The organism is Risungbinella massiliensis (assembly GCF_000942395.1).
GTDB classification, from domain to species: Bacteria; Bacillota; Bacilli; order Thermoactinomycetales; family Thermoactinomycetaceae; genus Risungbinella; species Risungbinella massiliensis.
In genome coordinates this window covers 611-12,550 of the sequence record NZ_LN812101.1, presented here as the reverse complement: position 1 = coordinate 12,550, position 11,940 = coordinate 611, and the positions used below count along the sequence as shown (strand labels likewise).

Sequence of the window (11,940 nt, the reverse complement as noted above, 5' to 3'; positions counted from 1 at the left end):
CTCAAGATGAGATTTCCCATTCCTTCGTGGAAGTAAGACCCCTTGTAGATGACGAGGTAGATCGGTCTGAGGTGGAAGCATGGTAACATGTGTAGCTGACAGATACGAATCGGTCGAGGGCTTTTCCTCACATGTCTTACTTTTCGATTTGCAATACACTTGGCCTTCTGTTCTAATTTTCAGGGTGTGACATATTTCATATGTCTCAACACTGACTGTCTGGTGATAATGGCGGAGGGGTCCCACTCGTTCCCATCCCGAACACGATCGTTAAGCCCTCCAGCGCCGATGGTACTTGGACCGCAGGGTCCTGGGAGAGTAGGTCGTTGCCAGGCAAACCAAAAACCACTTAGTTGCTACTTCGGTAGCCTAAGTGGTTTTTTTACTTTCTTTAAGTCATTTTAGTCTCGATAATTTCGATTAAGTTTTAAATTCATGTAAAAAAACCAGTAAGTATTTTGATCTTTTCTATTATTTAAAATCATTGGAATTATGATATTGTCTAACTGATTAATATTGGTTAATGTTGTTGATACTTATTTTCGGTGATCTTGTATAGGACTCAAGATTTTCTACTATTTACGGACGGTTTTCCGTCAAAACTTGATCTTATTAACTAGATTCGTTATCGTTAACAGAAGTGACTCGCCGTTTAAATCGGTCGATTGAAGGAATATAACCTAAAAATCGCATCCTGTTATGGGGAAGGCAGAGAAGAGACATTGGAATCTATATTGATATATTATCCATTTACCTTAGCAAAAGTGGCTGATAGTGGCTCCAAGTTGAGACCGCTTCAAATGAAAAAAGCATTAGAAGAATGGGGAGAAAAAGAGGGAGTTTCCGTTTTTACGATTTCCGGAACCTCGAAAGAGCGTCAAAACCAATTTCACCATCTCCTGACCGAAAAGAAACTAGAGAATATTCGATTCTGCTATGTAGAGAATCAAACAATCCCTTTATGGCTGACGGATCCAAAACATATCCCTCAAAACCCTTTGATTGATCGTACAATCTTTCAATACTTACAAAAGAAAAACGTTCCGGTTGGTATTTTCTATCGAGACGTTTATTGGAAATTTGATGAGCTGTATCCTTTAAAAGGTTGGAAAAAGAAAGTGATGCAGTGGATGTATCGTCGAGAAGAACGTTTTTATGAGAAATACGGGAAAGCTCTTTTTTTGCCAAGTTTGGAAATGGGATCTCATGTGGACATTGAAATTTTAAAGGCTGCACTACCTCCTGGTGGACAAACAGTTACTAGTTATGAAAAAAAACCACATCAAGGATTAAAAGGTCTTTATGTAGGTGGGATCGCTCATCAGGATTATGGATTACCTTTACTACTTGACTCTCTTGAGATCGTGCAGCAAAAAGAAGTAGATTATCAGCTAACCATCTGTTGTCGTGAACAGGAATTGCAATCCATCCCTAGCGAGACAAGAGACCGATTGAAGCGGCTTTCGGTCGAGATGGTTCATTTATCAGGTGAATCTCTCAAAAAGCTCTATCAAGAGATGGATTTCGCTTTGATCCCTCGATACCGTAGTACATACAATGACTTTGCTGTTCCAGTCAAGTTGGTTGAATACTTATCCAATCTTTTGCCAGTAGTGGCAACAGATTGCTCTGCACAAAAGTCTTTTGTTGAAAGTGGTCCATACGGCATTGTGAGTCATGATGAGGCTCACTCCATGGCAGAAGCTATTATGAACATGGCAGAAACCAATGAGCAATACCGGAAACAAATCGAAGAGGATTTTTTGGATAAGCACTCTTGGCTTACCCGTGCTTATACTATTGCGCATGTTCTAGGTGGGGAAAAACATCAATGAAAGTAATGATATTTGCTCCAAGCCAATCTATTCATACACATAAATGGGCAACCTATTTACAAAAACAAGCTAACACAGATGTTGTAGTAGTCAGTTTTGAAAATCACTATTCTGCGGAGAATGCGAAAGAAGTGCGGACAATCGCACTTCCTTCGCGCTTGCCTGGTAAGTTGTCTTATTTTCCAGCTATCTTTTCATTAAAAAAAGTGATTCAAAAAGAGCAACCTGACATCTTGCATGCTCATTATGCTTCGAGTTATGGCTTTATTGCCTCTTGGGTTTCATTTCACCCTACAATCGTATCTGTTTGGGGATCTGACATATATGAGTTTCCAAGAAAAAATACTTTACAACGTTACATTGTAGAAAGATCTCTTCAAAAAGCAGATCTGGTCTGTTCTACTAGTCAGGCAATGGCAGAGGAAACGAGAAAGTATACTGCAAAAAAAATAGAAGTGACCCCTTTTGGTGTTGATACAGAACTGTTCCAACCAGTAGAGAAAGAGGACTCTGTGTACTTGCGTATAGGGATTGCCAAAGGGCTGAAGGATTTATATGGGTATCCCGAGCTTTTGCAAGGTTTTGCTGACTTTGTAAGAGCAGGAAGGAAAGCGGAGCTTTATATCATGGGGGATGGAGAAGAGCGAGATAAATATGAAGAAATGGTCGCTCAACTCAACATTTCGAAAGAAGTGCATTTCTTAGGGCATGTTAGCAACCGAGAAGTAGCAAACAAACTACAAGAGTTAGATGTTTTTATTTTGCCATCTCATCAGGATAGTTTTGGAGTAGCTGCTTTGGAAGCTCAAGCTGCTGGGGTTCCCGTTGCTGTTCATCGGGTAGGTGGTCTACCTGAAGTAGTTTTAGATCAAACGACAGGTCTCATTATGGATGGTAATTCACCAAGACATATTACCGAAACCTTACAATGGTTCGCTGATCATCAAACGAAGCGATACGAGATGGGAAAAGCAGCAGCCGAATTTGTACGGGAGCAGTATAGCTGGTCTGAGTCTGGAAAGCGGATGAAACGCATCTACCAAGAGATTTTAGAGAAGAAAGGAGAATGAGAGTGGAGGTTTCCAAAAAGCCTTTTTATGCTTTTTACGACTATTTATTATTTTTTTGGCGCAAAAAAAGTATCTTATTTGCAATACCCGTGATTTTTATAGCGGGAAGTTTAGTTGTTAGTCTGTTTCAGCCAACCAGCTATGAGGGAAAAGCTAATTTTTATGTGGGGGAAAAATTAGGTGACTCTGTAGATGATCCTGAAGTGGTAACGAGAAACTTAAAAAACAAGTTACCTGTAGAGTTACAAAGTGGGTTCCAAGCGACTGTCCCTAAGTTTAAACATGTTCAATTAAATATCAGAGCAACTGATCGGGAAGCTGGGAAAAAAGCTCTTCAATTTGCGATTAAGAACTATACAGAACAGCTAAATAGTTTATATGACCAAAAGCAGAAACTACTGACCAACTATTTGGATTCTCAATCGGAGCGAATTAAAACATTGGAAGAGACAGTTGAACTTTTCCGAAACAAGTTAAATCGTTCTAATCCACAGGAATTACAAGTGTTGGTGGAGAGTGAACAAGAATTAACAGCTCTCCAAGAACAGATTCATATGACGAAATTAGATCTCTTAGATTTTGAACAGCAAAAACCACAGCTAAATGATCCTGTAAGTTTGGAGAATGTAACCCTAGTTCAAAAGAGTCCTTCGTATGTTCCTAACGCGATTATTGGACTATTAATGGGGCTCATTGCGGCAATTTTTGCTTTGGTTTTGTGGAAATACCTAGAGGATGCCAAAAAAAATCACCATTATACAGAGAAATAAGTTTGGTTTAGAGAGGGAGAGTAGAATTTGTTAGCCCAATTAAAACGATTTGCTGGGGATTCACTCATCTATGCATTGATGAGTGTGGGGACGAAGATTATTGCTTTTATCATGACGCCTTTTTATTCGAAGGCCCTGACACAAGATGAGTTTGGAGCTTTAGGTGTAATTGACTCTACTCTCTCGATCATTTCTTTTCTTGTTATCTTTGGGACTGATTCCGCCCTAGCTTATTACTACATGGAAGCAAAAGATCTTAAGAAAAAAGAGGCTTATGTCAGGAATGTTATGACATTTCGCCTTTTGGTAGCTGGAGTTATGACAGTTGTTTTCATTTTATTTGGTGAGCAGTTATCTGATATAGTAGCTAACAGTCCAAGTTTTTACTTTGCCCTTCAGATTAGTATGATCACGATCATATTAGATACAATAAATGTGCTAATCCTGACTGTTCTTCGATTTGACTTTCAATCTTCACGAGTAGCGGTATTAACCTTTACAAAAATCGCATTGATTGCGGCATTTGCTTATTTGTACTTAACTTATGTAGATCAATCATTAAATGGGTTGATGTACTCTAGACTATTAAGTGCATTACTTATATTAGTCTTTACCTTCTCGGAAGTATGGAAGTACGTACGGCCTCAGATAGATTTATCCATATGGAAGGAAATACTGATCTATGCAACACCTCTAGTACCAGCGTCGTTAGCTTTTTGGATTATTAATTCATCTAATCGATATATCGTTTTTCTCTTTGAATCAAAAGCAGCAGCTACATCGGTTAATGCGCATTTAGTACCAATATTTGCCTTCGCTTCTGTTGTTACACTGTTTACTTACGGTATTCAAATGGCATGGCGACCTTATTCTATGAAACTGAAAGACCGAGAAGATGCGAAGGAGTTATTTGCTAAAGTATACGTTGTAATATTGGCTTTGGGGTTATTAGCAGTCATAGTAATAACTACAGTAAGCCCTTGGCTAATGAGCTTCGCGGATCCAGAATATTGGGATGGCTATAAGTATATTGGCTTTTTTTCTCTAGCGGGCTTTCTTAATTTCTTTTATTTGATTGTCACCGTTGGGATGTTTATTCAGAAAAAGACAGGCAAAGTAACGACTGCTTTTCTCATTGCTTCAGTCTTAAACCTAGTTTTAAATTTGTTGCTTTATCCTAACTTCAAGATCTGGGGTTTTGTTATTTCCAATAACATAACGTATCTTTTTGTGTTGCTCTATCTATATCGCTATAGCCAATCTATTTACCAAGTACCAGCTAAAACGGGCAAGCTCGGCTTTATGCTCCTACAGGCTGTTCTTACCATTGGTGCCATTACTTATATTCAGACAAATGATTTACCATGGTTTTGGATTGTACTATCTTGGCTTTACTTCCTAGGATCTCTTTTGCTTATACGAATCGATCGGGATCTTCGAATAAAGGCATAAAAATAGGTGGGAGGATGACATGCTGTATATTATGGTTTGGTTTACCATCGTTCTCTTCTCTGTTCTGCTCTTTCGTAATGCAGCCGGAACACTATCACTTAGTAAACTAAACCTTCACTCTTTTATTTTTTATTACTCCTTGCTGGTATCGAGCTACATAGGTTCCCTACTCATCGTTTTAAACATAGATCAGTCTTACATCATTAAAAAAATTATGTTTGAAGAATCGAGAGAAGTGGGCTTTTGGTTAGTTAGTATGGCAATGCTATTGCTACCGCTTACGATGGTAATTACCTCAAGGTTAATGGGATTTCATCCAGATGGTGAGTTTCAAAAATATTGGAATGCACCTTTAGAGGAGATCTATACCGAAAAGAAATCGAGGGTCGACTTTTACCGATGTTTTGTTGTTTTAGCCAGCGTTTCACTATTTGCAGTGGCGTATACACTTTGGAAGACCTTTCCCTTTCCTCTTTATGAAGCGATTATAGGATCAGGATCGGATTTAGCTGTGGGGAGGATTACTGCAAAGGGACAAATATCTGGAGCAGGAAACTACCTTAAAAATATTATGGGAATAGGTCTCACACCTCTCCTTTCTATGGTTGCTTATGCTTATGCAGTCATGACAAGAGAGAAAAAATGGTGGTACTGGTTCTCTGTTCTATTTATAGGGGCTCTGCTGATTCAATTGTACGACTTACAAAAAGCGCCTGTACTTTTCTATTTTGCGATGTTTTTGCTGCTGAGAATGTGGATTGGTAAGACCAAACTCAATGCTTTTCGAATATCTGCGCTTGCGTTAGCTGGTGTTGTTTATTTGATTGGGATCTATACAGTATTTGGTGTTGGAGGGAGCGATCTTTTTTCCTACAACAAAGGTCCTGTTGGCAGGATCATCCTGACTCAAGTAGCGCCTATGTATACTTATGTAGATCGTTATGATGAGGTATATCCTTATCTCCAAGAAGAAGGATTACCACCGACTATTTTAAAGATTTATGGAGAAGATCCGGTACGAAGCGCAGCTAAGCTAATGGCAGATCTATTTCCTGAAAAAGTAGAGGCAGGAACAGCGGGAGTATTAAATACCCTTTATATCGGGGAACTATATGCGTCTTTTGGCTGGTTTGGAGTCATTTTGGGGACGGTCTATCTAGGGATTATAATTCAGGTATTGTATGTATTGATCTTACGATTGCCTAAGCACCCAATATTCTTAAGTCTATTGATTTTCTTTACAGTGAATATACCGCGTGCACTAGTGGGTGGATTTTCTGATCTAATCTTCAATATCGTTTGGATTAGTCTAACGGTTATTATTTTGCTCCCCTTGTTTTTTATTTCGTTGCGTGATTTTCGAATCACAAGAGAAATGGTTAAAAAGTAGCTCTCTCATAACGGGATGAGCTACTTTTTTTGTTTAATGTAAATTTCTTTTTAAAAAACTATTGACGTTAAAAAGCTAGCATGATATATTATTTCTTGTCGCCGCGACAAGGCGGCACAAACAAAAAGCAATGATGTTCTTTGAAAACGAAAGAGTGAGATGTATCACATTTAGCCAGATGATTTACTATTGAGCTTTCAAACTCAACTTTATCGGAGAGTTTGATCCTGGCTCAGGACGAACGCTGGCGGCGTGCCTAATACATGCAAGTCGAGCGGGGTTCCTTCGGGAACCTAGCGGCGAACGGGTGAGTAACACGTGGGCAACCTGCCCTCAAGCCTGGGATAACTCCGGGAAACCGGTGCTAATACCAGATAATCATTGCTCTCGCATGAGAGCAATGTAAAAGTTTTTCGCTTGAGGATGGGCCCGCGGTGCATTAGCTTGTTGGTGGGGTAATGGCCTACCAAGGCGACGATGCATAGCCGACCTGAGAGGGTGACCGGCCACACTGGGACTGAGACACGGCCCAGACTCCTACGGGAGGCAGCAGTAGGGAATTTTCCGCAATGGGCGAAAGCCTGACGGAGCAACGCCGCGTGAGTGATGACGGCCTTCGGGTTGTAAAACTCTGTTCTTAGGGAAGAAGTTCTGACGGTACCTAAGGAGAAAGCCCCGGCTAACTACGTGCCAGCAGCCGCGGTAATACGTAGGGGGCAAGCGTTGTCCGGAATTATTGGGCGTAAAGCGCGCGCAGGCGGCGCTTTAAGTTGGGGGTTAAAGGCAATGGCTCAACCATTGTTCGCCTCCAAAACTGGAGCGCTTGAGTGCAGCAGAGGAAAGTGGAATTCCCGGTGTAGCGGTGGAATGCGTAGAGATCGGGAGGAACACCAGTGGCGAAGGCGACTTTCTGGGCTGTAACTGACGCTGAGGCGCGAAAGCGTGGGGAGCAAACAGGATTAGATACCCTGGTAGTCCACGCCGTAAACGATGAGTGCTAGGTGTTGGGGGCTTTCCCGCCCTCAGTGCCGCAGCTAACGCATTAAGCACTCCGCCTGGGGAGTACGGCCGCAAGGCTGAAACTCAAAGGAATTGACGGGGGCCCGCACAAGCGGTGGAGCATGTGGTTTAATTCGAAGCAACGCGAAGAACCTTACCAAGGCTTGACATCCCGTTGACCGGGGTAGAGATACCCCTTCCCTTCGGGGCAACGGTGACAGGTGGTGCATGGTTGTCGTCAGCTCGTGTCGTGAGATGTTGGGTTCAGTCCCGCAACGAGCGCAACCCTTATCGTTAGTTGCCAGCATTTAGTTGGGCACTCTAACGAGACAGCCGGTGAAAGCCGGAGGAAGGTGGGGATGACGTCAAATCATCATGCCCCTTATGTCTTGGGCTACACACGTGCTACAATGGCCAGTACAAAGGGTTGCGAACCCGCGAGGGGGAGCTAATCTCATAAAGCTGGTCTCAGTTCGGATCGTAGGCTGCAACTCGCCTACGTGAAGCTGGAATCGCTAGTAATCGCGGATCAGCATGCCGCGGTGAATCCGTTCCCGGGCCTTGTACACACCGCCCGTCACACCACGAGAGTTTGTCACACCCGAAGTCGGTGAGAGAACCTTACGGACTCAGCCGCCGAAGGTGGGGCAGATGATTGGGGTGAAGTCGTAACAAGGTATCCCTACCGGAAGGTGGGGATGGATCACCTCCTTTCTATGGAGTATCTTTCATGATACAAATTCGAATGTTTTACCCGGCTATGTTACTCTCACCTTTCGTTTTCAGAGAACATGTAAAAAATCCTCTAACCATTGGTTGGAGGATTTTTTATTTAAATTAAGTATGCATACTAGTACTTTCTGAAGTATCAGATTAATTTTATGACAAGTCAGTCAGTAGATAGATTTAGATCATCCTGTGGTGATGATAAAAGAGAAATTTCATTATGAAACAGAATCTAATTTACATAGAGCTCCCCTGTTTTGAAGTGATACAATATTTGCAAAGACGTAAATGGAGGTGTATACATGAAAAATCAATATCTGATCGCAATCGACCTTGATGGTACACTTTTGCGTAATGATAAAACTATCTCGGATCGTACCAAAAATGCTGTCCAGCAAATAAGCAAACAAGGTCATATTGTATGTATCTCAACTGGGCGGCCCTTTCGCCTTTCTCAACAATATTATGAAGAACTCGGATTAACTACACCGATCATTAATATAAATGGAGGACATGTGCACTATCCGAACAATCCCCAATTTAGTGGACATTATCACTATATTTCTGCAGAAATTGCCCAATCTGTATTCGATCTAGCAGAAAATCAATTTGTAGTTAAGAATATACTGATGGAAACTAAGCAAAAAATATTTATCCGACATGAATTTTGTTCCGTTTTCAATTTGCGTTCTTCTTCTGATCAAATCCATTTTAACTTTGAGAAAAAGCATCTTTCAGAAGGCCCTGCTAGTATTTTGATTCATGTAGGAGAAGTTGAATTCGATTCTATTATGGGAGTATTAAAGCAACATTTTGATAATCATTGTACTTTTTATAGCTGGGGAGCGCCACATTATGTAATTGAGTTAAACCCGATTGGTACGAATAAAGCCATTGGGCTGAAAAAAGTGGCAGATCACTTTCAAATACCAAGACATAGAATAATCGCACTTGGTGATAGTAGTAATGATTATGAGATGATTCAGTATGCGGGAATTGGCGTGGCGATGGGGAATGGATTGGAAGAAATAAAACTAATGGCTAATGAAGTGACGCTTAATAACGAAGAGGATGGTGTGGCTATATTTTTGGAGAAGATGTTTCCTATTAGATAGCTTTTCCTTAGGTAAAGCTTATATTTTTTTATAAAAAAACCTTGCATTATGTTACGGAACCTGATATAGTTGTTTCTTGTGAGGGACAACACACAGTTCCTACACAGGGGCCTATAGCTCAGTTGGTTAGAGCGCACGCCTGATAAGCGTGAGGTCGGCTGTTCGAGTCAGCCTAGGCCCACCAAAATATTTGGGGCTATAGCTCAGCTGGGAGAGCGCCTGCCTTGCAAGCAGGAGGTCAGCGGTTCGATCCCGCTTAGCTCCATTTCAAAAACTCACTTCTAAAAGGAAGTGGGTTTTTCTTTTTTATTCTTTAATTAAAGAAAGTTATCTAATCAATCAAAGCCCTTACCATTATGATCAAGATGGTAAGGGCCTTTGTGAAATTATCAAACAATATAAGTCTATTGTATTTGTTTACCTAACTGCATTCTGGTTAGTGTTTTGACGCTTCTTTACAAATTGGTAGCTAATAATGAGAATCAGAAACCAAATTGGCCCAATAATGAGGGCGATTCGTGTATCAGGATCAAACCAAAGCATAATTGTAACTACTAGAAGGTAAATCAAAACAATCCAGTTAGTAAAAGGGGCACCAGGCATTTTAAAATTACTTTCTGGTACTCGTTTTGCTTTTACAGCCTCACGATATTTTATATGAGTATACAAAATCATTCCCCATGTCCAAAGAGCGCCTACCGTACCTACACTCGTAATATATACAAATGCTTCTTCGGGAATGAAAAAGTTAAGTAGAACACCAACTAATAAAACAATAGATGATGCAGTAATACCAACTGAAGGAACATGTTGTTTACTAACCTTCCCCATTGCTTTAGGTGCTTGGTTTTGTTTAGCTAAAGTCATTAACATACGACCAGTACTAAAAATACCACTATTTGCTGAAGACAAAGCGGCAGTTATTACAACAAAGTTAATAATTCCCGCAGCAGCGGGGATTCCAATTCTAGAAAAAGTTAAAACAAAAGGGCTTGCCTCTTCACTGATTTGATTCCATGGATAAAGTGCCATGATTACAACTAGTGCTCCAACATAAAATATAAGGATTCTCCAAAGTACATTGTTCACAGCAGAAGGAATATTTTTTTCTGGATCTTCTGTTTCACCAGCCGTTACTCCGATTAACTCAACCCCAATAAATGCAAACATAACCATCTGCAAAGCAAAGAGCATGCCTCCTGTTCCATTAGGGAAAAAACCGCCGTGAGTCCAGAGATTAGAAAACCCTACTGGAGTATCTCCCCAACCGGTTAAGAGAATGGTTAAGCCTACCACGATGAGTAGTAGGATCGTAACAATTTTAATTAAAGCAAACCAGAACTCTAATTCACCAAAAACTTTTACAGCTAGCAGATTTATAAGATAGACGACTATAATCGAAAGTAGTGCAGCCAACCATTGTGGAACTTGAGGGAACCAATATTTCACATATAAACCTATTGCCGTTGCCTCTGCCATTACAATGGTGACCCACATAAACCAATACGTCCATCCAGTAATAAAACCAGCCCACGGTCCAACAAATTCATCAGCATAGGCGCTAAAAGAGCCGGAAATAGGGCGATATATTGCAAGTTCACCAAGTGCACGCATGATAAAGAAGATTGCAATTCCGCCAATTATATAAGAAAGTGCCAAAGCGGGCCCTGCGGCTTTTATTGCTTTGGCTGACCCTAAAAATAAACCGACTCCAATGGCACCTCCAATTGCAATCAATTGAATATGGCGGTCTTTTAAATCTCTCGTTAAATTCTCAGAGTGTTGTTCTTTTGTCTCCCTCACTACATTTCCTACTTTCTTTTGTAATTCGAAATGATTGACTGAAATTCAATGTTATTGTGTGTTAAATATATTTTAGTTATGAGTGTTATGTTATTTTAGAATCAATCATTGTGATTTCTTATATGAAAGTAGATATAAATTTTCTGGTATAAAACGATAAAATATACTTGCATTTGAAGATTGAACGTGGTATATTATTTCTTGTCGCCACGAGCGACATACTAAATGAAACGCACCTTGAAAATTAGATACAGAAAGCCAAGTAAGAAAACGTAATAAAGTTTTCCTACGACATCAAATATCGTGGAAGTCTTTTACGTTTTGTTGCAATCACCGAAAAGTAATGACCGAGGTAAAGCTACTAAGGGCACACGGTGGATGCCTTGGCGCCAGGAGCCGATGAAGGACGGGACGAACACCGATATGCTTCGGGGAGCTGTAAGTGAGCTTTGATCCGGAGATTTCCGAATGGGGCAACCCACTTGCTTGAAGAGCAAGTACTGCCACCTGAATCCATAGGGTGGTAAGAGGCAGACCGGGGGAACTGAAACATCTAAGTACCCCGAGGAAGAGAAAGCAAACGCGATTCCCTGAGTAGCGGCGAGCGAAACGGGATTAGCCCAAACCAAACATCTTCGATGTTTGGGGTTGTAGGGCGTCTCACTAGGAGTTATCAAGGAAGCAGGTACCAGAAGTGGTTCTGGAAAGACCCGCCATAGCAGGTAACAGCCCTGTATGGAAAACTTGCTTCCCTCCGAGACGGACCCTGAGTACGGCGGG

At 41.0% G+C, this 11,940-nt stretch carries 7 protein-coding genes, 2 tRNA genes and 3 rRNA genes; 11 read left to right on the top strand and 1 reads right to left on the bottom strand.

Going from position 1 to position 11,940, the window contains the following annotated elements:
• The 11 genes from VJ09_RS00390 to VJ09_RS00340 all read left to right on the top strand — a co-directional run.
• Positions 1–130, top strand: a 23S ribosomal RNA gene (locus VJ09_RS00390); the annotation flags it as partial.
• Positions 131–218: 88 nt separating this feature from the next.
• Positions 219–335, top strand: a 5S ribosomal RNA gene (rrf, locus tag VJ09_RS00385).
• A gap of 387 nt (positions 336–722) precedes the next feature.
• Complete coding sequence (locus tag VJ09_RS00380; protein WP_044639764.1) at positions 723–1,835, top strand: glycosyltransferase family 4 protein; 1,113 nt, start codon at positions 723–725, stop codon at positions 1,833–1,835.
• Complete coding sequence (locus VJ09_RS00375) at positions 1,832–2,905, top strand: glycosyltransferase (protein ID WP_044639763.1); 1,074 nt, start codon at positions 1,832–1,834, stop codon at positions 2,903–2,905. The genes VJ09_RS00380 and VJ09_RS00375 overlap by 4 nt, the downstream gene beginning before the upstream one ends.
• A 2-nt stretch (positions 2,906–2,907) precedes the next feature.
• The gene (locus tag VJ09_RS00370) at positions 2,908–3,675 is read left to right on the top strand and encodes a YveK family protein (RefSeq protein WP_044639762.1); all 768 of its coding nucleotides are present in this window, start codon (positions 2,908–2,910) and stop codon (positions 3,673–3,675) included.
• 27 nt (positions 3,676–3,702) lie between these two features.
• Positions 3,703–5,127, top strand: coding sequence for a lipopolysaccharide biosynthesis protein (locus tag VJ09_RS00365; RefSeq protein WP_044639761.1), 1,425 nt, complete (start codon positions 3,703–3,705; stop codon positions 5,125–5,127).
• Positions 5,128–5,146: 19 nt separating this feature from the next.
• Positions 5,147–6,517 (top strand): O-antigen polymerase, encoded by a 1,371-nt coding sequence (locus tag VJ09_RS00360; RefSeq protein WP_044639760.1) that lies wholly within the window; start codon positions 5,147–5,149, stop codon positions 6,515–6,517.
• 209 nt (positions 6,518–6,726) lie between these two features.
• A 16S ribosomal RNA gene (locus VJ09_RS00355) occupies positions 6,727–8,230 on the top strand.
• Positions 8,231–8,544: 314 nt separating this feature from the next.
• Positions 8,545–9,357, top strand: coding sequence for a Cof-type HAD-IIB family hydrolase (locus tag VJ09_RS00350; protein WP_044639759.1), 813 nt, complete (start codon positions 8,545–8,547; stop codon positions 9,355–9,357).
• Between the two features lie 107 nt (positions 9,358–9,464).
• A tRNA-Ile gene (locus VJ09_RS00345) sits at positions 9,465–9,541 on the top strand.
• Positions 9,542–9,549: 8 nt separating this feature from the next.
• Positions 9,550–9,622 (top strand) — tRNA-Ala (locus VJ09_RS00340).
• 152 nt (positions 9,623–9,774) lie between these two features.
• On the opposite strand, the gene VJ09_RS00330 is transcribed toward VJ09_RS00340, so the two are convergent.
• Positions 9,775–11,160 carry an amino acid permease gene (locus VJ09_RS00330; protein WP_044639757.1) on the bottom strand — a complete coding sequence of 462 codons (1,386 nt, stop codon included), beginning with the start codon at positions 11,158–11,160 and terminating at the stop codon, positions 9,775–9,777.
• Positions 11,161–11,940: the final 780 nt, after the last annotated feature.

What these genes read in the sequence shown, in the direction of transcription:
- VJ09_RS00375 (WP_044639763.1), top strand. Translation starts at nt 1,832, where the DNA reads ATGAAAGTAATGATATTTGCTCCAAGCCAATCTATTCATACACATAAA.
- VJ09_RS00360 (WP_044639760.1), top strand. Translation starts at nt 5,147, where the DNA reads ATGCTGTATATTATGGTTTGGTTTACCATCGTTCTCTTCTCTGTTCTG.
- VJ09_RS00350 (WP_044639759.1), top strand. Translation starts at nt 8,545, where the DNA reads ATGAAAAATCAATATCTGATCGCAATCGACCTTGATGGTACACTTTTG.